Below are 25,155 nucleotides of genomic sequence, written 5' to 3'. Positions count from 1 at the left end.
ATCATCTCATTCATAATCAAATACTTATCATAATAATATATATGGTTTATTTTACTTATTATTAAAGCGGATTTAAGCTAAAAGGGCAAATCAACGGAGGTGAAATCACATGTCAACTTCCTTATTACCCTCTAAAACAGTCTTGCCGACAACACCAGAAACCGCAAAAAAAACCGAGCTCCTGTTCGGAGGCATCGGCTTTACGCTTGTGATCGCCATGCTTGGCTTTGGACTTGCTCAACTACCCGGCTTCAACCGGATCGGACAGCTTGGTTGTTCGATCTTGTTAGCCGTCCTCTACCGGCAATTCGTCGGATACCCGGAATCCTTGCGTCCAGGCATCCGGTTTGCTTCCCAGCAGCTGCTCCGTTTAGCAATCGTTTTGTTTGGGCTGAAGCTGAACCTGGACATCGTGTTGCAACAGGGCCTGCCTCTTCTGGCTCGAGATGCCGCAACCATCGCCTTTAGCATAATCGTCACCCTGCTGATCGGCAAATGGCTAAAGGCGGATTTCTCCCTTTCCTTGCTGCTGGGGATCGGCACCGGGGTGTGCGGAGCGGCAGCGATCGCCGCCGTTTCACCGATTCTCAAAGCCAAGGAAGACGATACCGCCATCGGTGCAGGATTGGTGGCTTTCGTCGGCACGCTATTCTCCGTGGGATATACGCTGCTTCGACCATTGCTTCCGATGTCCGAGCTTCAATATGGAGTTTGGAGCGGTGTCAGCCTGCACGAAATCGCCCATGTGGTGCTAGCCGCTGAGCCGGCCGGGCCAGACGCTCTGGCCGTCGCTATATTAGCCAAATTGGGCCGTGTATTTCTGCTCATTCCGCTTAGCTTCCTGCTGATGTATGGCATGAAGCGTACCGCTGGGACATTGTCGCTGAACCCAAGCGCAGCAAAACCGGCTGCCGGATTCGGACCTAAACCGAAGGCCGCCATCCCGTTCCCCTGGTTCTTGCTGGGTTTCATCTCGGCCAGCGTGATTGGCACCTATGCGTTGGGTACCTGGATCCCTGTGAAGGATGCTTTTCTTGGCGATATCTCCACTCTGACCGGGTTTCTCCTGACGATGGCCATGGTGGGTCTGGGACTGAACGTCAACCTGCGCGAGCTCCGATCCAAAGCGCTTCTGCCTCTGATCGCGATGCTGATCACGTCATTACTGTTGTCCGTCGGGACCTGGATATCGCTTATACTTTAAATTTTCCGATCAGCGCCTGCAATTCCTCGGACAACTGACTGAGTCCTTCCATGGAAGCCATCATTTCCTGTACCCCGGCATATTGCTCCTCCGTATGCGCATATACCTCGCGCGAGCCGCCGGCCGTCTGCTGCGCCACCCGATCGATCGTGGTAATCGCTTGAACCAGAGCCTCCGATTGGGAAGACAACTGCTCTACCTGACCGGCCACCCGGCCGATCCCGCCAGCCACCTGCTCGACGGCCTGCCGGATGCTGGTAAACACCTCGCCGGCCTGTTGGACCGTGGCAATACCGGAAGCAATCTCGTGCGACCCGGCTTGCGCCGCTTCGATCACCATCTCCATCTCACTACGCACACCTTCGACCATCTCGGCCACGTCCGCCGCCGCTGCCCCCGTCTCCGCCGACAGCTTCCGCACCTCACCGGCGACTACGGCAAACCCTTTGCCGGCTTCCCCGGCTCGCGCGGCTTCTATCGAGGCGTTCAGCGACAGCATCTGCGTCTGTTTGGCGATGCCGGCAATCAGCTCGGCCGCTTCCGCGATTTGGCCGGAGCGGACGCCAAGGCGCTCGATGAACGCGCGCAGCTCGTCCATCTGCCGCCGAATCGTAGCCATTTGAGCCGCTGCCGAAGCAACGATCTCCTCGCCGGCCCGAGTTTCATTCACGGCAGCCGCCGATTGTTGACGGGCATCATCCGCCAGTTCGGCCATTTCCCGAGCTCCGGCAGCCACATTCGTCACTTGGGCCACGCCAAGCTCCACGCTTTGCACCTGCTCCTCGCTCCCGGCCGAGATTTGGCCCATAATTCCCGAAATCTCCCCGGAGGAGGCACGGAACTGCTCCGACTGGCTTCGCAACTGATCGGCAGAATCGGCGACTCGGCCAGCATGCCGTCCCAAATTGCCGATCATGTCCTGCCAACTGCGTCTCATGTGGTTAAATGCAGCCGCCAGTTCGCCAATTTCGTCGCGGTTTCTCACGACCGTCTCCGTAAGGGTCAAATTGCCTTCCGCTAGTTCACGCGCGCCACTCACCATCACCCGCATCGGTTTTACGATCTGCCGGGACAACATCACGCCGGTCAAGATCGCAAACAGGATGGCTACGGTACCGCACAGCGCCAGTATCCACATCGTCAACGTCGATTCCCTCTGGAACTCCCTTAATTTATCCTGGAGTTGGTTCTCCTGCAGCATCCGCAGATCACCCGACCCCTGAATCATCGTATCCGACGTCGGGATCGCCCACATCAGAGCTTCCGCTTTCGCCAAATCCGGCTTGCCCGATTGGACGTAATCCCGGACCTTCACCAGCAGTCGGGCAAATGTAGCGTTGGACTCCGACAACGAGGTAGCAACCGCCCCCTGCTCCTCACTCGCGGAAGCGCTTACGATTTCATCGATCAACGCGCTCAGCAGCTCATTTGCCTCCGTCAGCGCTTGCTCCTTCTCAGGCGACGGCTCTACGATATACCCGAACAGGAGGCTGTTTTGACGCTGCGTCTCGATCTCCAACTTAGCCACTTGATCCAGAGCCGCTGTATTTTGCCGAAGCAATTCGGAATAGTTATGGTCCAGCCGGTTCAAGAATACGTAAGCGACTCCGGCAATGACTCCAACCAGCAGCGATACCGTAATAAAAGCCGCCGTCAGCTTCCGTCCCAGCGAGAACGCCAGCCTCCCGTTTCGATTCATAGGAGAATTCCCCTTATCCTTCATCCCTTGTCCCCCCTTGGTTTGCTTTAACGAACAAGGGCCGCCAGACTTGTCATCTGCGGCCTATGCTCCTTCTGTATATTCACTTGTATCATCTACCAAACCATGGCAGGAGGGGAATTCAAAATTCTCCTCTGTTCTATCAAAATTCTCATATTTATGGCTTACGCCGCCTCTTTCGCCTTCCCGGCCCGCATGAATATCTTGACGATCTCATTTAGCAGCAACGGAATCAGCGCCAGCAGGATGACGAGCCCCCAATCGGCCAAGCTGAGATTTTCCACCTTAAACGCCGCAGCCAGAAACGGGATGGAGATCGAAAGAAACTGCAGCAGCAATCCGGCAACGACCGCTCCGACGAGGATCAGGTTGGAGAACAAACCGATGGCAAAAATCGATTTGGTCGCACTGCGCTTGGCAAACGAATAAAACAACTGCGATGCCGCCAGCACGACGAACGCCATCGTCCGCGCATAGGTCATCACCTCTTCGGGAATATCCGCGGAGCGTAAACCATATCCATGCTCGCGAAGCCCCACGTAAAAAGCAACCAACGTCAGCGCCCCGATCAACAACCCGCCCAAGACCGCCTGCATGGCCGCCCCCCCGGCAAAGAAGCTCTCCTTCGGGTTGCGCGGCTTGCGTTTCATCACGTCCTTCTCGCCGGGGTCAACCCCCAGCGCAATCGCTGGAAGCGTGTCGGTGACCAGGTTAATCCAGAGAATCTGAGTCGCCAGGAGCGGCAGCGGCCAAAAGAACAGAATCGAAGCGAGGATCGCCACGATCTCGCCAAAATTGCAGGCCAGCAGGAACGTCACGGTCTTGCGGATATTGGCGTAGATGTTCCGCCCTTCCCGGATTGCCTGGACGATCGTCGTAAAATTGTCGTCCGTCAAAATCATATCGCTGGCGCCCTTCGATACGTCGGTGCCGGTAATCCCCATCGCCACGCCGATGTCCGCCGTCTTAAGCGAAGGCGCGTCATTGACGCCGTCCCCGGTCATGGAAACGATGTTGCCCTTCGCCTTGAAGGCTTTGACGATCTTCACCTTATGCTCCGGCGAGACGCGGGCGAATACGCGGATGTTGTTGATTTTCTCGGCAAACGCCTCGTCCGAAAGCTCGTCGATTTCCGCCCCGGTCATACTTTGCTCCAGGGAGCTGGCGATTTCCAGCTCTTTAGCGATCGCTACCGCGGTGTTCCGATGGTCGCCTGTAATCATGACCGGCGTAATCCCCGCCGCTTTCGCTTCGCGAATCGAGTCCTTCACCTCCGTCCGCGGCGGATCGATCATACCGACGAAGCCAAGGATCGTTAGATCCTGCTCCATTTCCTCCGGGGACAGGATACGGTCCGCATCCTTATAGGCGGCCCCCAACACCCGGAGCGCATCGTCCGACATCGCCTCTGCCGCCTCTATGTAGCGCTGCTTCAGCTCCTCGGTCAACGGTACGGCCTTCCCGTTAACCACGGCGGAGTTCGATATTCGCAGCAGTTGATCGATCGCCCCTTTGGTATGAACACGGTATCCCTCCCGCGTCTGGTTCAGCGTGGACATCAGCTTGCGGTCGGAATCGAACGGCTTCTCGGACACCCGCTTGTATTCGGCTTCCAGCGACTTCTTCGAAATATCCTGCTGCTCGCCGTAAGCGACTAGGGCGATCTCGGTTGGGTCGCCGGTGCCCTGACCGTTCTCGTAGGTCGCATCGGAGCAAAGCACAAACGTCTTGATCATTTCGATCGGCGCCTCATCCCCCAGCGGCTGCGCGGTAAAATGCTTCACAACCGTCATTTTGTTCTGGGTCAGGGTTCCGGTCTTATCGGAACAGATAATGTTGACCGAACCAAGCGTCTCGACGGCCGGCAGCTTCTTGACGATCGCGTTGATGCGGGACATTCGGGTCACGCCAAGCGCCAATACGATGGCCACGATGGCCGGTAGCCCTTCCGGAATGGCCGCTACTGCAAGACTGATCGCGGTCAGGAACAGCTCAAACAGATCACGCCCTTGAATCAGACCGATCACGAAGATCACGACGCAAATTCCGATGGCGATATAGCCGAGCATTTTGCCGAGCTCTTCAAGCTTTTTTTGCAGCGGGGTCAGCTCATGCGTGTCTTCGTCCAATATTTTGGCGATTTTGCCCATTTCGGTGTTCATGGCCGTTCCAACGACGACCCCTTCACCACGCCCGTAGGTCACGAGCGTCGACATGAACGCCATGTTGCTCTGGTCCCCAATTGGGGTCTGAGCTTCTTCGTGCAGGTCTTCGGCGTTTTTGTCTGAGGGCACGGACTCTCCGGTCAGCGCAGATTCCTCGATTTGCAGGTTAGCGCTCTCAAACAGACGCAAGTCGGCTGGAATGAACCGCCCGGCATCCAAAATGACGATATCTCCGGGAACGATCTCTCCGGAATCAACCTCCTTCACCTCGCCATCGCGCCGCACCAGCGTTTTGGGGGTGGTCATTTGCTGCAGCGCCTCGATCGCTTTCTCCGCTTTCTGCTCCTGGATGACGCCGATGATCGCATTCAACAGGACAACGGCCAAAATGATGACGGCATCCATGTACTCCCCGACGATGAGCGTAACGACGGCGGCACCGAGCAGCACGTAAATCAACATATCCTTGAGTTGGGCGAAAAACAGCGACCATAAGCTAGGCTTCGGCTTCCCTTTAATTTGGTTCGGTCCATACGTAGACAGCCGCTTTCCGGCTTCTCCCGTGGAAAGTCCGGCAGCCTTATCCACTTGCAGCTCTTGCAGGACAGCTTCCCGGGTTTTGGTATGCCACATGCAGCAGCACCTCTTTACTCAAATTTGACAGGCAATGACTTACCATTATTGTAAACCACATCCACGGGAAATTATGATGCAATCTTCTGTATATTTAGAACTTGGGTCAGCCTATTCAAATCACAGCGAATTTTGTCGATATTTGTAGAAACACCTTAGATTGGAGAGATTGAATAAAATGTTCCGTAAACTGTCATTAGCAGTCAAATTTATGACGACCGCTGGCTTGGTCGTTATCATTTCTTTATCCCTCCTGTTACTCGTCAATTTAAACCAGTCGATGAAGACCAGCATGGCCAAGGGCGAATTAGAAGCGGAGTTAGCCGGCAAACAATACGAAGCGGATTTCGAAAGAACTTTCATCGGACTCAAGGCTTCCTCGGACAGTCTGGCCAAGATGTTGGTCGAAACCGGTAAGCAAGGCGATTTGTCCCGGGAGGAAGCTATTTCCTTATTGCAAAAAGAGCTGTTAAGCCATCCCGAAGTATATGGAATCGGCATGGTGTGGGAGCCCAATGCCTTTGACGGCGCTGATGCAAAGAACGTGAATCAGGCCGCATATAACGATGAGAAAGGTCGGTTTCTCCCTTACCTCTATAAGGAAGGGGATCAAGCGAAGCTGGCTCCTTTGGCGGACTACGGATCCCCCAACGAACATGAGGAATACCAAATCACGAAATCAACCGGGAAGACGACTTACCTCGAACCTTATACCAATGAGATCGGAGGGCATCCGGTCCAAATGATGACGGCAGCCTATCCGATTCTCGATGCGTCGGGAGATTTTCTCGGCGTCATCAAAGTGGACGTGTTGATGGATTACTTGCAAACGGCGGCGGAGCAATACACCCCGCTTGGCGGTTATGTCGCTTTGGTGACGGAAAGCGGAGTTTATGCAGCCAACCCGCATGACCCCGACTCGGTCCTTCAACCTTACGGCGATAATCCGGAAAAAGAAGCGCTGTGGCAGCAGGTGAAAAGCGGGGCAACCCTCAAAGGCTACACCCTGAACTCCGCGGGCCGAGAGGTACTTCGGTCATTCGAACCAGTAACCATGCCGGGGAGCGATCAAGTGTGGTATGCGCAGACGGCCGTAGATAAGGATGTTATTCTGAAAGAATTCACGCAGGCGAAAACAACTTCGATCGCGATGTCCGTAGGGGCGCTAGTTGTGCTTGCGGCCATTCTCGCGTTGCTGGTTTGGCGTATGGTTATCGTGCCGTTACGCCTCTTGACGGCGAAGCTGCAACTCATGGCAGAAGGCGATCTCACGCAGAAACTGCAGGTTCGCAGCGGCGACGAGTTTGGAAAAATGGCCGGTCATTTCAATGAAATGACCGAGAAGCTGCGCGACATGTTCCAACTGGTCGCCGACTTATCCATGGCCGTCGGGGCGACGTCCCAGCAATTGACCGCCAGTGCCGAACAAACCGGCAAGGCTGCCGAGACCATAGCCACATCGATCAACCGTGTCGCCGAGGGGGCACAGGAGCAAAACGGCTATGCTTCCGATTCGTCTCAGGCCGTATCCGAAATGTCCATGGGCGTACGACGAATCGCCGACTCTTCCTCCGCGATCTCCGTTTCCGCAAGCGAAGTGACGTCGAAAACGAAGGAGAGCAGCGTCCAACTGGAACGGGCGGTGTCCGATATGAAAGAACTTCAGGCGGCGACCGAAGCAACCGCCTCCTCCATCGTTCGCTTGGAAGAGCGGTCCACGGCGATCGGCGGCATGATCGAGCTCATCGCGAATATCAGCACGCAAACGAACCTGCTCGCGCTGAATGCGGCGATCGAGGCTTCCCGAGTCGGCGAGCATGGACGCGGTTTTGCCGTCGTTGCCGGAGAAATTCGCAAGCTGGCGGATCAGACCAAACAAGCTGCAGAGCAGGTTACGGAGCTGGTGGAACAAGTACGCACCGATACCAGCGCAGCGGCAGATTCCATGGCCAAAGGCAGCGAGCAGGTCGAACGGGGCGTAAGGAGCGTATCCGACAGTAACGCCATGCTGTCGCTCGTTCTCGCGGAAATCAGCAACGTCAACGACCAGTTGCAAGAGGTGTCCGCCACGGCCGAGCAGATGACCGCAAGTACGGAGCAAGTCTCCGACAGCGTGATCCGTTTAGCCGACATCGCATCGGAATCGTCCTCAGAGTCGCAAAGCGTTGCCGCGGCTTCCGAAGAGCAGCTCGCCTCCATGGAGGAGATCTCCGCTTCCAGCGAAGCGCTGAGCAACATGGTCCAGGAGCTGTTGGAGAAATTATCTCAATTCAAAATTTGAGTTCTTCGATATCCCGCCACAAATTTGCCATAATATGTAGGATCCCATTTAAGCCTTATCAAGATGAAAAAATGCCCGGGCTATGCTACAATACTGAAATGTTAAACGGGAACGTTTAGAGGGATGTATTTCTAGGAGGGTATTTAATTTCATGTTAATCATAGGTATCGCCGGCGGCACCGGGTCCGGAAAAACGACGGTCGCCCGCTCGGTTATCGGCCAGCTGGACACGGATAAAGTGACGTTCATCTCGCAGGACAACTACTATAAGGACCAGTCTCAGCTTAGCATGGCCGAACGGGAGAAAACGAACTACGACCATCCCTTCGCCTTCGACAACGAGCTGATGGTGGAGCACCTTGCCCAACTCAAGAACGGACAAGCCGCCTATGCGCCGGTGTACGATTTCACGATCCATACCCGTTCCGAGAAGACGGTCAAGCTGCTGCCGAACAACATCATCATCGTGGAAGGCTTGTTTGTCCTGTACGATGAGAAACTGCGAGAGATGCTCGACATCAAGGTGTTCGTGGATACCGATTCCGACGTACGTATCCTCCGTCGCGTGTTGCGTGACATGGAAGAACGGGGGCGTTCGATCCATTCTATCCATCAGCAGTACCTCGCAACGGTGAAGCCGATGCATGAAGCGTTTATTGAGCCGTCCAAAAAATACGCCGACCTCATTATCCCCGAAGGCGGGCATAACGAAGTTGGCATTCAAATGCTGGCCATCCTGACGGAGAAGCATTTAACCGGCGGGTTCAAAGCCTAAAAGGGGACGACCACTGCGGTGGGTGGGTCGGATACGCGGGAAGATGTGCCTGCATGTGAATTTCTGCAAAAGTGCAGTTATTTTTCTGCCAAACGGCCTTCAAGCACAAATAACTGCGAAAGTACACTTATTTCGGCCAGAGATGGCCCAATCCGGAATAATCCGAAGAAATACCTGCACTTTTGCAGGTATTTCTTTTGTTTATCGTGTTTCTCTTCAATAACCTGCACTTTTGCAGGTATTTTTTTTACGATTTCACCTGCCGGTACCGACTTTTAGCCAGGGCCGAGAAGATCAGATAAAGCCCGATCAGCAGCGGGAACAACAACCAAGCGAACCCACGTCCCAACGCGAACGGTGTTTCGAACAGAAACGCCTCCCAGAATGCAGCGCCCGCTTTCTCCCATAGGCCCGGGGTATAATACAATGCCTTCGGATTGGTGAACGCTGTGGCATCCACCAGTCCCGTTGAGACCATCGCCGCAAAGATCGGGATATAGCAGCAGGCGAGCGAAAACCACATCTGGGACAAGCGCTGGTAACGCCCCGCCCGGGAATCGGCGTCCGAGAAAATATCATCGCCTGCGGTCTCGTCCATCTTGCGGAAATACTGCGACCCGGACGATTTGCTGCCAGCCACATGCTTCCAGCCGCTGTCCTCAAACAAGGCCAAATAGTCCTCGAAATCAGCCAGGCTTCTAAATGGGCGGAAATCGATTTTGATCACCGCATCCTCCGGTTCGGTCCGTTCAAAGGTATAGGCGATCGACTTCCCCGCCAATGCGAATCCCCGTTTGGCCATCTCGTTCAGCCATTGCCCCTCTTTTTCAAAATCGATGAAAAATTTAAATTGTTGCAAGTCATTGTCCCCCTTATTCCCAAGACATGATTTCCTTCGTGACGTTCCTCATATGGTTCATTCGCTCGTAATCCAGCCATAAAATCTCTCGGCCTTGGCCCGTGATCGCATATACCTTACGGCGGCTGTCCGCCGTGGCCACAGGTTCAATCCACTTCAGCTTCACCAGATTGTCGATTGCCCCATACAAGGTGCCGGCCGCCATCCGTACCTGCCCGCGGCTGAGCTCCTCCACCTTCTGCATAATCAAGTAACCATGCGCCGGTTCCGCCAACGCGAGTAAAATATAGTACACCGTTTCCGTTAGGGGCAAGTGCTTGTTGTCCCTGCTCATCGGTTTCGTCCCTCCCTCTACGTACGCTCGATATATCGTACAACTGTATAGTTACACTATATATAGTTTGACTGTATATTACAATAAAAAAAATACGCACCGCCCGTCGTCAACTACTTCGGGCCGAGCGTCTGCGTTTCAATGCTTCTCGCCCAAGAGCAACGAGGAACAGCAGCGGAAGATAACCAAAGGTGAAGGCGCCGCCAACCAACGAGATGACATGCTCCATCCGCTCAATACTCACGGGAGTCCGCATCGAGAGCACCATTCCGATAATGACAAATGTGGTCGTCCCTAATGCCCATTTCCTCGAGATTTTCAGCGTCCGGGTCAAAATACGCACCGCCGCCCAGATCGACATACAACAGATGGGAAAAATAACGAGCAGCCAGTTGAAGATATAGATATAGTCAAAGCGCTCCAGGAAAGCGAAACGAATGATTTTCGAGAGAATCAAGGTCGGCCAGAGCGTGTGCTTCAATTGCCGGATATTGAAATAACTGATCGTGGTCACAAGGATCGTCATGTAGAGCAGGGTAGTGTGAGCAACCGCGAGATGCGCCCATCTCTGCGCTTTGGCGTTATTTTTGATAAACGGATAATAGAACAACAGGAACTCGGGCCCCAGAAAGATGTAAATGGATTGGACCGCCGATTTGGCATAATCGCCCAGCCCATGGTTCCAAAGGGGAAAGAAATTGAGCCAGTGGGCAATTTTCAGAGGGAAGTACAACGACGGCAGGACCAAACTGGGAATCACGACACAGAGCAGACAGATCCCCGCGACGACGCGAAACCCTCCGGATACGATATACCCGGCCACCGCTAATAGGATGATCGAAATTTGCCAAAGCGGCGCATCGGGGAACACCCACACATGAATAATTTCCCCATAGGGACGGATCTGCCCCGTGCAGATCAAGACGCAATAGAAGAACAGCATCCCGGATAAACCGTTCCCGACGATAGGACCAAACAGTTGGCGGTGAAGAGAGAAGATATCTCCTTCTTCGGCCATCCGCATCAAGCGGAATAGCATCCAAATCAACAAATGCATGCAAGCGCCGACAAACAAGACGGATACCCAGGCATCCTGCTCCGCGCCGTCTACGATCTTTTGCTGAAAATTCAACATGCCTATCCCCGTCTGGACACCATGAATGAGGAACCAGACGAGGTAACCCGAGACTTGGTTGCTTTCCTTGACGGTACCGCTCATCCGACTCCCCGCCTTCTTCTAATTTCCGATGCCCGATTCTTTCAGGGTGATTTGGGTATGAAGTTCAAAGCGCATATTCGGGTATTCCCTCTTATAAAAAGCCTCCTCATCCCACGATCGGCGATGCGCCCGGACGAAGTCGCCGACGCCAAGCGGATCGACCCCCTGGTCCCGCAGCTTGTTCAGCAGTCTTGTCTCGCCTAAATCGATTTGCCGCTCCAGCATGGACACGATCTCCCTGTAAACCACCGGGTCCCGCATGTTCACACCGCTTGGCGGTTCCTTCAACATCCCTTCTAGACGCAAGTGGATCGTCAATTTCGTCGCACCGGCATCCCGGGACAATCTTAACAACGGCCTCCCCTTGAACACGTTAAAGGCCGCCGTCCGATATCCCGGCTCCGTGGAAACGGTGATAGGAAGAATCCCGCCCGTCCCCCGGCCTTTCAACATTTTGAGTAGCAGCGTCTCCTTGGCGCCAAGCACCAATTTGAGGCGGTCATCATGAAAGATACCGAGACCCGTAAGTTCGATCTTGCCGTCGTGATTCTCACTCAAGTAAGGGGCAAACGGATCTCTTCCCTCCCCATAATAATTGAACAGGAAAATCTGCAAGTTATTCAGCGGCACGTTATCGGACATGATGTTCTGTTCGATCAAATAATAGGGCAGCGCCTCCCGGTGTTCGCCTTCCAGATTCCGGAATAACCGTTCCGGCGGTTGCTCCGATATCGCCACAATCATACTCGTACTGATCAGCGGGTTCCGGCAAAAGGTGTGCAGGAAATGGGCCACCCCTTGTTCAGCCATTCGCCGATCAAACACCAGCAGCCGCAGCTTCCCCAAATGGATCGGATGGGGCGACTGCATGTTCATCTCGCTGAGCAATAGCTCCATATTTTCGCCTTTTCCCTGAAGGGGCATAATCTTGTCGCCACGCAAATGGTCCACGTACAATCCGACCGCCTGGTACTCCTCCTTGTCCCGGTTTACCCCAAGTACGGAGAGGATTTTGATATTGTCAACGATCCGGTTTTGGCTGCAGCCAGCCAGGATCAACACCAGTACGAGGAGACCCAAAACGACAGGCATTTGATGACGCAGCGGCTTATTCAACATCGTTATCCTCTTTCCGGGAACGAGGACGGTAACGAAACGCCGACAAGGGACGGAGGAATAAGCTGCGATGGGCCATGTACTGGTAGGAAGCCCGAATGACGCTGTCGTCCAGGTTCCCCTTCCGGAACGGATAAAGCGGTACGAGATAAGGAATTCCCAGCGACTTAAGACGGATCAAATGACCCATCAGTACAAGAAAACCCGCCGTGATGCCAAACCCTCCCAAGAAAGCTGCCAACAAGACAAAAGGGAAGCGCAACAGCCGAATCGTATTGGCCATCTTAAAAATCGGAGTTGTAAAAGACGCCAATGCGGAAAGGGCAACGATAATCAGCAAAATATTACTGGTCAACGCCGCTTGTACCGAAGCTTCGCCGATTACAATCCCGCCGACGATCCCGAGGGTCTGTCCGATTTTGGAGGGCAGGCGCGCTCCCGCTTCCCGGAGCAGATCGATCGTAATCTCCAGAAAGATCACCTCCACCACCGGCGGAAACGGAACATGAATACGCGACTCAATCAGCGGCCCCAACATGCTTTCAGGGATCACCTCGTAATGAAATGTCATGACCGCCACGTAAATCGGGGTGGCAAAGATGGAGAACATCACGCTCAGCAGGCGAATAAAGCGAAAGAAGGATCCCAATACCCAAGGTAAATAATAATCCTCCGGCGACACGAAAAACCCCAGAAAGTTGGCTGGGGCCGCCATTGCGTAAGGAGAACCGTTGGAAAAAACAGCGACCTGCCCGGAGGTAATCGCATACGTGATTCGGTCGATCCGTTCGGAAGACAAGAACAACGGAAACAACGTGTTCGAATTATCCGCGAGGATCTCTTCCAGTTGGGAGGTATCGTACAACACCTCGAAATCAAAATCTTGGAGACGTTGCTTCACCGCATGGACGTACTCCGGATTGGTGACGTCCTCCAGATATACGACGGCGATTTTCGTCTTCGAACGCGAACCGACCGTCAGCGTTTCAATGATCAACCCGGGGGTTGGAAGCTTCTGCCGTAAGAGATGCAGGTTCGTATCCAAGTTCTCCACGAATCCGGCCTTGGGTCCAACCACGCTGAACTCGTTCTCGGTATCGTTGTTCTGCCGCTGCCCCAATTGACCGTTATCCAGGTTCGCCAGGATATACGTACCTTCCGCCGAACTCATCCGGAGGAGCACGCACCCCTCCATGATTTTCGCGACGGCCTCCTGCTCCTGTTCCGTTTGGTTTACCTCGGCGAACGGCAGCAAGCCTCGTATATCATCCGGGCGTACGAGTTGATCTCGATGCTTCTGAATCGCTGGCAGCAGGAAATGCGTGACTTTCTCCGCCGACACCAAGGAGCGAAAATAGGCGATTCGAATCAACCCTTCATCGTCCTCAAAGGGAGAGAATTCATGAAAATCGCTGGATTTTTGAGCCAGGGTCAGGGTTAACCGACCTGCGTGTTGCCGCCCCTTTTCGCCGGAAATGCCCACAAACATCTTCCTCGATTTCTATGATTTTCCTATAAGATGCCGCAGCGTGTCGGGTTTTATGCACAAAACCGGCACCCGAATGGGGTGCCGGTCACGTTAATTAGCAGCGAGATGGTACGAATCCGACAATATGGCCAGGTTCAGCTTCCTTGTAGAAGAAAATACTCGATGGGCGTTGATTAACGTCCCGGGGTCTCCGATGCCAATGGCCACCATATTGGCGCAACGGATCGCTTCCACACCGGAGGATGCATCCTCGATGCCGAGGCAATTTCTCGGGGGAACGCCAAGCGCTTCGGCCGCCCGCAGGAAAATTTCCGGATCGGGTTTGCCCCGTTCCAGCATGCCGGCATCCACGATCTCGTCGAAGTAGCCGGTAATCCCCAGCGAGGCCAGGATGGCCGCAGCGTTACGGCTTGCCGAAGCAACGGCCATGCGGATGTCGCGTGCCTTCAGCTCTTCCAGCAGCTCCCCGATACCCGGCAGCAGATGCTCCGGACGGATGCGGTGGATCAACTCCCGGTATCGTTCGTTCTTGCGCTGCATGAACCGTTCTTTTTCAACTTCCGAATAGCGGCGGTCCGAACGTTGCAGCAGAAATTCGAGCGAGGTTCGGCGGTCGACGCCTTTCAGGTTTTCGTTATACGCCTTATCGAAGGGGATCCCGAGTTCGTTCGCCAACTCCAGCCAGGCCTCGTAATGGAATTCGGCCGTATCGGTCAAGACGCCGTCCAAATCGAAGATGACTGCCTCCAGGGCCCGGTTCGGCAGGGTAACTTCTCCTTCGATCTCGACTCGGTTGCCCAAATGGCAGATGGTAAGCGGTTCGCCTTCCGCCAGCCGGTAGACGGTGTGATCCTTCGTGACCTGAACGGACAGCATGCTGCCCGCAAACCGCAAATTAAACGCATAGCTCGTCCATTGGGCAGGGATATCCGGCGCGAATTGCAGTTCTCCATCCACCTGCCGCATCCCGGCGAACCCGTCGACGATCATCAACCGGCTGCCGGCCATCGAGGCGGTATGAATCCCGTCTTTGACGTTGAGGTGGTAATCGTCCAGATCGACCCGGGCCGTTTGCTGGAAGAAGCCGTAAGCTTTGTCCATATAACCAAGTTCGGCGCCGATGATCCCGTGAATGCAGGTGGACAGGGAGGAATCATGCGTCGTCAGCGGCTCGTAGTAGTTATAGTTCCGCTGCTTCTCCCACGTCGCAAACCGCGGGCTTTGCGTATACATCGCCATGACCAAGTCGGCCTGCTTCAATACCTGATGGCGGTTGATCCGCAAGCTATGATAATGCATCATCAGCGGGTAGTTCTCTTCGGGCGTCGCCGTGAAGTCCCATACCGGCTTGTTCAAGAAGGAATCGTCCTGGCCGATCAGCCCGTTCTGCCGATGAATGTAAATGCCGGCCGCCGCTTCGCTCCACCGGGCAACCTCCTCCTCGCTAATCCCCATGGCGGCGACAAGCGCCGCCCAGCGCTCCGGACGCTCCTCCCGCAAAGCAGCCGCAACCTGCGCCGCATACTCGAGCTGATCCTTGATCATCAGGTTCGTGTAGGCATTGTTATCGACGACGGTCGTATATTCGTCCGGCCCGGTCACGCCGGTAAAACAGAAACCGCGGCCTTCGATCCACGCCCCCGCGCCGGCGAAATAACGCGACGTTTCGAACAGGATATCCGCCCCCTCCTCATACAAAAAGGGCTTGTCTCCCGTCGCTTCCACGTACTTCTTCAACGCGTAGCAGATGTCCGCGTTGATATGGATTTGGGCCGTGCTGGCGGACGGATACGCCGAAGTTTCCTCCCCGCCGATCGTCCGCCAGGCGTAAAGCGCCCCGGCCTCGCCCATTTCCCGTGCCCGTTCCCTGGCCTTCGGGAGAATGTAATGCCGGAATTTTAGTAACTGCTTGGCGATGTCCGGTTGAACGTACAGAAAATAAGGGAGCATATAGGTTTCGGTATCCCAGAAATAATGGCCATCATAGCCTTCCCCCGTGATTCCTTTCGCCCCGATGTTGGTCCGGCCGTCCCGGCCGACGGACTGCAGCAGATGATAGGCGTTAAAGCGCAACGCCTGCTGCAGCTCGGCATCCCCTTGCACCAAGATGTCCGCAGACTTCCAGTATTCGTCCAGAAAGGCCTGCTGCGCGGCCGCCAACTCGGCATAGCCCGCCGTAAGAGCGGCTTCCAGCTCATCCGTGGCCAGCTGCAGCAGCTTCTCCTCCGGGTTATCCCTAGAGGTATAATACGCGATGAATTTATCGAGGACAACGGTGCCGTTCTCCTCCGCCTGCACGCGAAAACGCTTCTCGATCCACTGGTCCCCCGCAGCCGTTTCCAACTCGTAAGCGTGGCTGAGGGCGTGTTCGACGCCGCAGAGCAGAGCGAAATTCGTCATGCTCGTCGATTGGAGCAAAGCGCCGAACGTCCGATGCTCATACGCTTCCTTCGTTTGCAGCACTTGCCCGTTGAAGGCGGAACCCGCTCGCGGGTCGCCTCCCCCAGCCTGATTCGCCACTCGCCCATCGACCGACGACGCGAGCAGGATCTCCCCCGAGAAGTTCAACGGCGTCACTTCATACCGGATCGCGGCCAAATGCTTGCGGGCAAACGAGGCAAACCGCTCGATTCGAATCCGCAGTTTTTTGCCCGTTGCCGTCTCCCAGACCTGAGTCCGTATGACCGTCCCTTTCCGCATGTCCAGCCTACGGCTGTATTCACCGATCCGCTCGGAAAACAAATTGAATTTCTCGCCGTCCACGTACAGCTCGACAAGTTTGCCGTCCGTGACGTTCAGCATCGTTTGGTGCACCCGGGGATGGCCGTAATGACGCGCCTTCGGGTATGCGATCGGGGAAGAGTCGTAAAACCCGTTCAAATAGGTGCCGTGCAGCGACGTTCCCGGCGGGCCGTCATATCCCTCCTCAAAGTTGCCGCGAATCCCGATATACCCGTTGCCGACGGCAAACACCGTCTCATCCCGCTGATTCGTCTCCGTATCGAACGACGATTCCGTTACCGTCCAGGGTTCGAATGGATAGATGATCTGACCTGACCGCATGTGCTTCTCTCCTCTCTTCTCCCGCTTCCGAGACGGGTTCTTGTTCTCAAGGCTAGGACAAAATCGCTCCGCTTTGCACCAACGTCTCCTGAAGAGCCCGGACGTCCACGTCCGCCGGCGAAATGTCCCTTGCCGCCGCCATCGCCGCGGCCGTGCCTGCGGCTTGCCCAGTCGCCATACAGCTCGGCGTCAGCCGGGTCGTTGCCAATGCTTCATGCGTCGTGGAGATACAGCGGCCCGCGATCAGGAGATTATTGATGTCCAGCGGTAGCAAGCAACGATAAGGAATGTCGTAGGCACCGTCACCGTTGATCCAGGCCGCTTGGACAGCTTTGCCCGACGGATCGTGAATGTCGATCGGATAACCGCTACGGGCGATCACGTCCTCGAAGCGGCGGCCTTGCACCACGTCCTCCATCGCCAGCGCATAGCGCCCGACGATCCGGCGCGTCTCCCGGACTCCGATCTGCGTGCCCACCTGAGTGATTTCTGCTCTGGCGAAGCCCGGAAGACAACGTTTCATGAAGTCTGCGATCATCAGCACTTGCTGGCGTCCCAGCTCCTCAGCTTCGGTCAGTTGCTCTACGTCGGTCCCGTCCAGCCCTTGCACGCGGACCATATTCACGACGATCTCGTCCTCGCCCGGCCCGGTGAAGAACAGCACCTGATCGCGGTTGATGGGCAGGCGGGCTTCCTTCCAGTGCTTATAAAAGCCCTGCACCGCCGTCAAGGGAAGCCCCACCAGTTCATCGAACGGCGTCTTGCGGTAGAATTCGTCCGGATGTTCGATCATGTACTGCTTGACGACCTGTAGATCGACGCCCTTCATGCGGAACTTCATCGTCATCGGCTGGGTTTTGCCGTCCGATTCCCGGCCCTGCCGGACGGGAGCGCCAGCGAAGTACGCCAGGTCGGCGTCGCCCGTCGTATCGACGAACTGCTTGGCCCGCAGTTCCACCGGCCCGGACTTGGTGGCCAGCTTGACGGCCCGGACCGCTCCGGCTTCGGTCACAGCTTCATGCATGAAGCTGTGGGCAAGGACTTTCACCCCGGCTTCCCGCAGTATCTCCAAAGCAAGCAGTTTGTACATTTCCGGATGGTAAGGCGTCACTGTGTGTACGAACCCGCAGGTGTCGCGAACATGGCCCGGCGAGGCCCCTTTCGCCGTCAACCGCTCGACGATTTCCTGGGCGATACCAGCGATCACCTGTTTGCCCTCCGTTGTATGGAACGTCATCCACGGATACACGAGAGCAATGGTGGACATGCCGCCGAGAAATCCGTATCGCTCGACCAACACCGTCCGTACGCCCTGTCGCCCCGCCGCAAGAGCGGCGTTGATGCCCGCAGGCCCGCCGCCGACCACGACGACATCAGCTTCCAAAATATGATGCATAAGTTTCACCCTTTCTTGGACTGTCTTGTAAATCATCTGAATTCAGCCTTTGACCGCCGAACTGGCGATCCCCTCCACAAACCAGCGTTGAAAGAACGCCACCAGGAGGATCAGCGGCAGCAAAGCTGATACCGAAGCCGCCATAATTGCGGTATAGTTGGTCGTATTTTCGTCCACGAAGTTCGTAAGCGCCAACGGCAACGTATACAGCTCGTTTGTTCTCAAGAAAATAAGCGGCCCCTCGTATTCATTCCAGTGCCAGGTGAAGCTGAGGATTAGCAGGGAGACCAATGCCGGCTTGGTCAGCGGCAGGGACACTTGCCAGAAGGTACGGAACACGCCGGCGCCGTCCACCTTGGCCGCTTCGAGGATTTCGTTCGGCAAGGTACTGAAGAACTGGCGCATGATAAACGTGCCAAGCACGGAGAACATGCCCGGCAAAATGATCGCCCAGTGGCTGTCCACCAAATGCAGCTTGTCGAACAAAATAAATCGCGGCACGAGCAAAATTTGCGTCGGGATGATCATCGTAGACAGATAGAGAAGGAACATTACTTCTTTTCCCCTGAAATCTAGCTTGGCGAAGGCGAAGCCGGCCAAAGCGCTGGTTGCGATCGTGCCGAGCACGCTAATGGCCGTAATTTTGATCGAGTTCCAATAATACAGGCCGAACGGGTATTTCCCGGCCCACACTTCAAGATAGCTGTCAAAATGGAAAGTGTTCGGAATCCAGTCGATCGGCGTCTGGAACATTTGTGACTGCAGCTTGAACGACGACGAAGTCATCCATAAGAACGGCAGAATCATGCAAACGGCCAGCGCGGCGAACACAATCGTGAGAATCCACTTCATAAACTTGCGTTGTAATGTCATTTCTTTCTTCCCCTCCTGTTTAGAACTCGTCCTGCCATTTCTTCTGTCCCTTCCACTGCACCAGTGTAATCAGCAGGATGATCAGGAAGAGTGCCCAGGACACGGTTGCCGCGTAGCCGACCTTATAATACTGGAAGGCCTGAATGTAGATGTAATATGACAACACCATCGTGGAGTTGAGTGGCCCCCCCTTGGTCATGACGGATACAGCGGCAAACACCTGGAAAGTCGAAATGATCAGAGTGATGGCAATCATGAAGCTGGTCGGCTTCAGACGCGGAATAGTGATGCTGAGAAATTGTCTTAGCTTGGAAGCCCCGTCCACCTCGGCCGCTTCGTACAAATCCTTAGGGATACCCTGAATCCCGGCCATGTACAGGACCATCGTATACCCCGTGTAGGTCCATGCCACCATGATAATGATTGCGGGCAGCGCCCAGTGCTGGCTGGCCAGCCATCCCGGGACGCTGCCCATGCCGAGCCCCCGCAGAAACTGGTTGATCGGCCCTTCCGACGGGTTATACATGACGCTCCACACGACGGAAATCGCCACGATGCTGCTGACGTACGGAAGGAAAAACAATACGCGCAGGAAATTCTTCAAATAGACGAACGAATTCAAGAAAACAGCCACGATCAAGCCGACGAGCATGGCAGCCGGAACGGTGACCCCGGTGAAGATGACGTTGTTCTTCAGCGACTGCCAGAAATAATTGTCCTGGAACAGCTGTTTGAAATTATCGAGCCCGATCCAATCGATCCCGTCGTACCCGCGCAGATAGTCCCAGTCCATGAACACCATGGCCAAACTGATCAATAGCGGAAACAGGATGAAGATGAAGACGCCCAAAAAATTCGGCAGAATGAACAAATATCCAGCCAAGTTATCCTTATAACGGTTTTTGCGGATTCCGTATTTCACGGTTGGTTCAGCTCCCTTCTCTCATAACCGTATAGTATGAAAAATCGCCTTCGCCCGGAATGGACAAGACTTGGCGTTTTCCGTCCAATTCTTTCCGTGAGGAAATGCCCGGAGGCAGTCAAGAATTCTCCCCTTTGTAAACAAAAAGGCAAGGATCCTGGTTCAGGTTCCTTGCCTTGTTACGCTTTGTGTTCGCTTGCCTTGTCCCGTGCATTATTTGCTTTCGGATTGGATCACCTTGTCGGCACGCTCTTGCATCGCCGCGAGCGTGTCGTCTACCGATTGCTGATCCATGAAATATTTCTCTGCCTCTTCTTTAGAAATCGTGGTGATTTGAGGGAATGCCGTCGCTTTCTCGCGAACCGCAAAGGTATAATCCGCTTTCAGCACGTTACCGAGCGATTCCTGGTCGATGACGTCCTGCTTGTCGCCTACGATCAATTGGGTCACTTGGTCGAAATCGGCGGTTTTGTTCGTCGGGATGCGTCCGCCCGCAATCATGTCCATGTTGCCTTCCTTCAAGTACCAGGACATGAATTGGAAAGCTTCTTCCTTGTGGGCGCTATTATTGTTGATGGACATGAAGTCGTTCATGCCGCCGTTGTTGACGTTCGTGCCTTTTTCGTATTGCGGCGCTGGAGCGAAAGCAACGGCAAAGTCGCGCGGCCACGTGTCGGTATCCTTCAAGCTTCTCATCATCCAAGCTCCGCCGTAAACCATTGCCGCCTTGCCGGTCAGCAGCTCGTTCGCCGGATCCAGCTTATTGGCGATGCCTTCGCCCCAGCCGACCATGGCGCCTTCGTCATACAGCTTCTTCTGGATTTCCAGGCCTTTCTTCATGGCCGGGTTGTTGAAGTTGGACAAGCCTTCAGCGGTATAGAAAGAATCCTTCGGCTGGCTAGAAACCAGCGTAAACTTGCCGATCAACAGATCCGCGCCCGGCGTGACGAACGCGCCTTTGCGGTCGTCCTTGTTCAGCTTGAGCGCCAAATCGGCAAATTCATCCCAGGTCCAATCCGTCGGTACGGGCTGGCCGATTTCATCCAGAGCGGCTTTATTCAGTACAACGAAATCGATATTTTTATAGCCCGGCAGGTAGTGGGTTTGATCGTTGAATTTCAGCAGATTTTCGCTGCCGATCACTCCGTCCACGTCGAAGCCCTGCGTGCTGATCATCTCGTCCAGCGGAGCCGTCATGCCCGAATTTTCGCGGCGGAACAAGTTGTTCTCTCCATAGCTGAAGAAGATATCAGGTGCGTCGCTTTGCATCATGAGCGCCGTATCCAGCTTGGTGTTGCCGGCGTCGTCGTTGATGTAACGCACGTATTTCACTTGAACGTCGGGATGGGCAGCGTTCCATTTGTCGACCACCGTCTGCGGACCGTTCTCCTCCGGAACCGCCCCCCAAATCGTCAGGTTAACGACGTCGCTGTCGCCGTTGCTCCCTGCACCAGCCGCGTCTTTGTTCCCGTTCTCATTGCCGTTCGAGCAACCGGTAACCACGATCGTAGCCGCCAGCGCCATGGACAATATGCCTTTAAACCATTGCTTCATTCTTAAGTCCCCCCAGGTAGTGGATTGTTTCTCTTGCTATGAATAAGGTAACAAAGCCCGTCCGGGGAGAACATGGCCTAATCCTCGGCAAAACAGGGTAATTCTTATCGAATCTATTTTCCCAGGTATAATCGGCGGAATTCCAACGGATACACCCCTTCCATGCGCTTGAATTGTTTGCTGAAATAATTGGAATCTCCGTACCCGACCATCTCGGAAATTTCATAGATTTTATAGGTTTGGTCCTTGAGCAGTTCACGGGCGCGGTCCATACGAATCCGGGTGAGATGGTCCATGATCGTATGCCCGGTTTCTTTCTTGAACAGGATGCTCAGATAGTTCTCCGTGAAACCCACGGCTTTAGCCAATTCCGACACCTTCAGCGGCTGGTTGAACTGCTTGCCGATCGTCTCCAGCACGACCTGGATCTCCGGGCGGACCTGCTGATGGGACAGTGACTTAACATATTCCAGATACACGGGCATCCAGCCCCTGCACCACAAGTAGATGTCCTCCAGCGTCTCCAGGCTACGAACGGCATGATACGGATACATTTCCTCGTGCAGCGGGGCCGAATACAAATCCCCGCCGAGCCGGCGGGCGAAACCGTCCATCAGATGGATCCAGTGCACCCAATTCTCCCGCTCCACATCCGGGGGCGGTTTGGGGCCGGCAAGGACGATGCGGTACCAGCCGTCCAGGTAAGCTAGCAACGCCGACTCGTCGCGGATGTCCAACAGCCTCTCCCACTGCTCCTGAAGCCATGGCGCCGGAATCTCATCCGGTTCGGCATAATCGATGCGGTCAAAATACACCAGCGCCTCCGGCCCGGTGTAAAAACGAAAGCCGAGGGCCTTCTCCGCTTGGTCGTAGGCGTGGTGCAGGTCCAAGATATCCTCGAACGGACTGGATACCCCCACGCTGACCGACAGCTTGAGGAAGGTGGCGACGGCATCTTGCATATCCCGAATCAGCACTTCCTGATAGCGATCGGTCAAGATGGTGAACAGGCCGCCACCCATGTCGATCAGCTCGCCATCGGAGTATTTCTTGAATACCTCGCCAAGGACATTGGCGACGGTGTAATGCAGCAAATGCTCGCTCCGAAAGTTGTTTTGCTCTAGCACCTTCGGATACTGGTCCAACCGGAGGTTGATTACGAGAATGGGCGGCGTGTAAGCGCGCAGGCCGAATTCCTGCATGATTTCCTCCACCTCGGCTCGCGTCCCCTGCCGCTTGACCAGGAGTTCTCTCAGTCGCTTCTCCTTGGCTTCTTTGCCGTATCTGCTGACTTTGACTTGCAGCCGCGAAGCCTCCAGGAACTTCTCTGCTTCCTGGCGGATCGTCTCTTTCATGGAGTTCAGCTTCTGCAGCAGCTCCGAAGGCTCCATTGTCAGCTTGAGGATATAATCGGCTGCTCCGAGCCGCAGCGCTTTCTGGACGTATTCGAAATCGTTGTGGTTCGAGAGGATCAAGCACCTCGTCTGCGGCGAAAGTCTGCGGATTTCCTCCATCAGTTGCAGCCCGTCGCAGCCGGGCATGCGGATGTCCGTCAGGACGATGTCGCAAGGGGTATCCCGGAGCAACCGCAGCGCTTCCTCGCCGTTGGCCGCTTCCCCAATCAATTCAAAGCCGTTCTCTTCCCAAGGGATGATCGTCTTCAATCCGATTCGCACAAGGATTTCATCGTCGACAATCAATACTCTGATCATGAATCGTTCTCCTTTCGTTCGGCCGTCCGAGGGAAGGAGACCTCATCCGCAAGGGACGGGTTATCCAACCTTGGTAGCAGGACCTCCACAATGGTTCCTTCTCCGATGACACTGCTCATCCGCAGGCCAAATTCCCGTCCGAAATGCAGTTTGATCCGCTCGTTCACGTTATGGATACCGATGCCGCTATATCGAGCGTGTTCCTGATTCAACTGGCCGGATAGTTCCCTTAGCTTCGCCTCGGCGATACCTATCCCGTCGTCGGATACGGTGAGCTCCAGTCCTTGCTCCGTCTCTTCACCTCGAATCCTGATGGTTAGCGGCGTCCGCCCGCCATGAATGATGGCATTTTCGACGATTGGCTGCAGGGTAAATTTCAGGATCGCGTTGGACACTAACTCGTCCCGAACATTGATCTCAAACTGCACATTGTCATGAAAACGAATTTTTTGCAGGTCAAGGTACACCTTCAGATGGGTCAATTCCTCCTCCAAGGTGACAACCTCCTGCTGCGTTCTCATCGTATATTCCAGCAGGCGGCCCAAGTTGGTGATCATCCCGCTGACATGGTCTGCACCGGACAAAGTAGCCATCCATTTGATGGAATTCAGCGTGTTGAACAGGAAATGCGGGTTGATCTGCGCCTGCAGAGCCTGAAACCGCGCTTCCTCTTTGCGCTGCTGCTCCTTGGATAATCGCGTGATCAACTGCTGCAGCCTCTTCAGCATTCGGTTGTAGTGCTTTCCGACGATGGCGACCTCATCGTCTCCGCGCACCTCCACGTAAGCTTGCAAATCCCCATCTCCCAGCCGGTTCATCGAGCGGACCAATTGTTGCAGTGGCTTCGTGAAGCGAATCATAAAATAGATAAAGACGATCGAGAACAGAAAGGAAACGCCGATCAGCCATAGGATCGATTGATTGCGCAGCCCCCCGAGCTCTTGCCAAAACAGCTTCTCCGGAACAAGCTGAATCACGCGCCAACCCAACCGGGGGATTTCCCGACTGGTAACGGAATAATCCCCTATCGAATCATTCGTACCCGCGTCCGGTTGCTCGTCGGCCACCTTTATATTCTGCAGCAGCCGCGCCGTTTGCTCCACGTTCAAAGGCGAGCTACCGCCAAGTAGGTTGCCCTGTCCATCGGTCAGCAGAAAGCTGCCGCCCCCTTTCGGTTGCGTACCGAAAAAGACGGATCCGGGAATGCCGATCATGAGCAAGTCCGCGCCTTCCCGCTGACTGCCCCCGATCCACCGGCTTAATGTGAAATAAGGCTCATCCACTCCGGTGAGCTTCCCGATTTCCCCGGCATACGGATATTGCCAGACCGGCCAACCTTTTCGCGCGATCGCCGCCTCTGTCCAGGACTCCTTCTTCAAGGCTTCGAACAGCGCCTTCTCCTTGCTGCGGTTATTGGGCCCGGAAGCCGTTGAATGCACGTAGCCTCGGTCGTCGATTACCGCAATGATCGCATCGCTGCCCAGCAGAATGTCGCGGATATTGACCAGCTTCTGTTGAATGTTGTTATAGCGACGCAGTGATAAATAGCTCGTCTCCCAATCGTCGTCAGACTCCAAGAATTCAATGAATTCCGGATCGTTCATGATCAGGTTCGAAGCCTTTAGCACGCGTTCGGTCAGATCGTCCATATTGCCGACCACTTGGCGATGCGCTTCCTCGTTGCCGCGACGGGCCTCGTCCATCACGACTTTGCCCGAAGACATATAGTAGTTGTAAAAAATCGTCCCGATCGGAATCACGATGCAAACAAAAAAAGAGACCAAGATTTTCCCCCGAATCGAACGGGGAAGAACATTTAGTCTTTTCATATTAGAAATGA

At 54.9% G+C, this 25,155-nt stretch carries 17 protein-coding genes; 3 read left to right on the top strand and 14 right to left on the bottom strand.

Annotated elements, in window-relative coordinates; translation table 11 throughout:
- Window positions 1–109: 109 nt before the first annotated feature.
- Complete coding sequence (locus tag KJS42_RS13480; RefSeq protein ID WP_155606851.1) at window positions 110–1,204, top strand: YeiH family protein; 1,095 nt, start codon at window positions 110–112, stop codon at window positions 1,202–1,204.
- Here the strand turns inward: KJS42_RS13480 and KJS42_RS13475 are convergent.
- Both KJS42_RS13475 and KJS42_RS13470 read right to left on the bottom strand, forming a co-directional pair.
- On the bottom strand, window positions 1,194–2,903 hold the full coding sequence (locus KJS42_RS13475; RefSeq protein ID WP_155606852.1) for a methyl-accepting chemotaxis protein: 1,710 nt from the start codon (window positions 2,901–2,903) through the stop codon (window positions 1,194–1,196). The two genes, KJS42_RS13480 and KJS42_RS13475, sit on opposite strands and share 11 nt — an antisense overlap.
- A 185-nt stretch (window positions 2,904–3,088) precedes the next feature.
- Window positions 3,089–5,722, bottom strand: a complete 2,634-nt coding sequence (locus KJS42_RS13470) for a cation-translocating P-type ATPase (protein ID WP_155606853.1) — start codon at window positions 5,720–5,722, stop codon at window positions 3,089–3,091.
- A gap of 178 nt (window positions 5,723–5,900) precedes the next feature.
- On the opposite strand from KJS42_RS13470, the gene KJS42_RS13465 reads away from it, so the two are divergent.
- Together KJS42_RS13465 and udk are read left to right on the top strand one after the other, a co-directional pair.
- On the top strand, window positions 5,901–8,003 hold the full coding sequence (locus KJS42_RS13465) for a methyl-accepting chemotaxis protein (protein ID WP_213623150.1): 2,103 nt from the start codon (window positions 5,901–5,903) through the stop codon (window positions 8,001–8,003).
- Window positions 8,004–8,154: 151 nt separating this feature from the next.
- Complete coding sequence (udk, locus tag KJS42_RS13460) at window positions 8,155–8,778, top strand: uridine kinase (protein ID WP_213623149.1); 624 nt, start codon at window positions 8,155–8,157, stop codon at window positions 8,776–8,778.
- 247 nt (window positions 8,779–9,025) lie between these two features.
- On the opposite strand, the gene KJS42_RS13455 is transcribed toward udk, so the two are convergent.
- The 12 genes from KJS42_RS13455 to KJS42_RS13400 all read right to left on the bottom strand — a co-directional run bounded on the left by KJS42_RS13455 (window position 9,026) and on the right by KJS42_RS13400 (window position 25,144).
- Complete coding sequence (locus KJS42_RS13455; protein WP_213623148.1) at window positions 9,026–9,637, bottom strand: DUF2812 domain-containing protein; 612 nt, start codon at window positions 9,635–9,637, stop codon at window positions 9,026–9,028.
- Window positions 9,638–9,650: 13 nt separating this feature from the next.
- Complete coding sequence (locus tag KJS42_RS13450; RefSeq protein ID WP_155606857.1) at window positions 9,651–9,971, bottom strand: PadR family transcriptional regulator; 321 nt, start codon at window positions 9,969–9,971, stop codon at window positions 9,651–9,653.
- A 109-nt stretch (window positions 9,972–10,080) separates the two neighbouring features.
- Window positions 10,081–11,190, bottom strand: coding sequence for a GerAB/ArcD/ProY family transporter (locus tag KJS42_RS13445; protein WP_213623147.1), 1,110 nt, complete (start codon window positions 11,188–11,190; stop codon window positions 10,081–10,083).
- 18 nt (window positions 11,191–11,208) lie between these two features.
- Window positions 11,209–12,309: a Ger(x)C family spore germination protein gene (locus KJS42_RS13440; protein WP_213623146.1), complete on the bottom strand. Its 1,101-nt coding sequence runs from the start codon at window positions 12,307–12,309 to the stop codon at window positions 11,209–11,211.
- Complete coding sequence (locus KJS42_RS13435; protein WP_213623145.1) at window positions 12,299–13,795, bottom strand: spore germination protein; 1,497 nt, start codon at window positions 13,793–13,795, stop codon at window positions 12,299–12,301. The genes KJS42_RS13440 and KJS42_RS13435 overlap by 11 nt, the downstream gene beginning before the upstream one ends.
- 90 nt (window positions 13,796–13,885) lie before the next feature.
- Window positions 13,886–16,858, bottom strand: a complete 2,973-nt coding sequence (gene pgmB, locus KJS42_RS13430) for a beta-phosphoglucomutase (protein ID WP_213623144.1) — start codon at window positions 16,856–16,858, stop codon at window positions 13,886–13,888.
- Between the two features lie 52 nt (window positions 16,859–16,910).
- Entirely contained in the window at window positions 16,911–18,290 is a 1,380-nt protein-coding gene (locus tag KJS42_RS13425) for an FAD-dependent oxidoreductase (protein WP_368858224.1), read from the bottom strand.
- Between the two features lie 6 nt (window positions 18,291–18,296).
- Complete coding sequence (locus KJS42_RS13420) at window positions 18,297–19,127, bottom strand: carbohydrate ABC transporter permease (RefSeq protein ID WP_213623142.1); 831 nt, start codon at window positions 19,125–19,127, stop codon at window positions 18,297–18,299.
- Between the two features lie 19 nt (window positions 19,128–19,146).
- Window positions 19,147–20,049: a carbohydrate ABC transporter permease gene (locus KJS42_RS13415; protein ID WP_213623141.1), complete on the bottom strand. Its 903-nt coding sequence runs from the start codon at window positions 20,047–20,049 to the stop codon at window positions 19,147–19,149.
- A 213-nt stretch (window positions 20,050–20,262) separates the two neighbouring features.
- Complete coding sequence (locus KJS42_RS13410; protein ID WP_213623140.1) at window positions 20,263–21,603, bottom strand: ABC transporter substrate-binding protein; 1,341 nt, start codon at window positions 21,601–21,603, stop codon at window positions 20,263–20,265.
- Window positions 21,604–21,716: 113 nt separating this feature from the next.
- Window positions 21,717–23,315, bottom strand: coding sequence for a response regulator (locus KJS42_RS13405; protein WP_213623139.1), 1,599 nt, complete (start codon window positions 23,313–23,315; stop codon window positions 21,717–21,719).
- Window positions 23,312–25,144 carry a cache domain-containing sensor histidine kinase gene (locus KJS42_RS13400; RefSeq protein ID WP_213623138.1) on the bottom strand — a complete coding sequence of 611 codons (1,833 nt, stop codon included), beginning with the start codon at window positions 25,142–25,144 and terminating at the stop codon, window positions 23,312–23,314. The genes KJS42_RS13405 and KJS42_RS13400 overlap by 4 nt, the downstream gene beginning before the upstream one ends.
- Window positions 25,145–25,155 lie beyond the last annotated feature (11 nt).

It is taken from the genome of Paenibacillus sp. J53TS2, assembly GCF_018403305.1.
GTDB classification, from domain to species: domain Bacteria; phylum Bacillota; class Bacilli; order Paenibacillales; family Paenibacillaceae; genus Fontibacillus; species Fontibacillus rhizolycopersici.
Note: the sequence above shows the minus strand (reverse complement) of the source record. Positions and strands in the feature narration are given on the sequence as shown.

Bases quoted from the DNA above. Each gene is read 5' to 3' on its own strand.
- KJS42_RS13480 (WP_155606851.1), top strand. From the start codon at position 110: ATGTCAACTTCCTTATTACCCTCTAAAACAGTCTTGCCGACAACACCA.
- KJS42_RS13475 (WP_155606852.1), bottom strand. From the start codon at position 2,903: ATGAATCGAAACGGGAGGCTGGCGTTCTCGCTGGGACGGAAGCTGACG.
- KJS42_RS13470 (WP_155606853.1), bottom strand. From the start codon at position 5,722: ATGTGGCATACCAAAACCCGGGAAGCTGTCCTGCAAGAGCTGCAAGTG.
- KJS42_RS13465 (WP_213623150.1), top strand. From the start codon at position 5,901: ATGTTCCGTAAACTGTCATTAGCAGTCAAATTTATGACGACCGCTGGC.
- udk (WP_213623149.1), top strand. From the start codon at position 8,155: ATGTTAATCATAGGTATCGCCGGCGGCACCGGGTCCGGAAAAACGACG.
- KJS42_RS13450 (WP_155606857.1), bottom strand. From the start codon at position 9,971: ATGAGCAGGGACAACAAGCACTTGCCCCTAACGGAAACGGTGTACTAT.
- KJS42_RS13445 (WP_213623147.1), bottom strand. From the start codon at position 11,190: ATGAGCGGTACCGTCAAGGAAAGCAACCAAGTCTCGGGTTACCTCGTC.
- KJS42_RS13440 (WP_213623146.1), bottom strand. From the start codon at position 12,309: ATGTTGAATAAGCCGCTGCGTCATCAAATGCCTGTCGTTTTGGGTCTC.
- KJS42_RS13435 (WP_213623145.1), bottom strand. From the start codon at position 13,795: ATGTTTGTGGGCATTTCCGGCGAAAAGGGGCGGCAACACGCAGGTCGG.
- pgmB (WP_213623144.1), bottom strand. From the start codon at position 16,858: ATGCGGTCAGGTCAGATCATCTATCCATTCGAACCCTGGACGGTAACG.
- KJS42_RS13425 (WP_368858224.1), bottom strand. From the start codon at position 18,290: ATGATTTACAAGACAGTCCAAGAAAGGGTGAAACTTATGCATCATATT.
- KJS42_RS13420 (WP_213623142.1), bottom strand. From the start codon at position 19,127: ATGACATTACAACGCAAGTTTATGAAGTGGATTCTCACGATTGTGTTC.
- KJS42_RS13410 (WP_213623140.1), bottom strand. From the start codon at position 21,603: ATGAAGCAATGGTTTAAAGGCATATTGTCCATGGCGCTGGCGGCTACG.
- KJS42_RS13405 (WP_213623139.1), bottom strand. From the start codon at position 23,315: ATGATCAGAGTATTGATTGTCGACGATGAAATCCTTGTGCGAATCGGA.
- KJS42_RS13400 (WP_213623138.1), bottom strand. From the start codon at position 25,144: ATGAAAAGACTAAATGTTCTTCCCCGTTCGATTCGGGGGAAAATCTTG.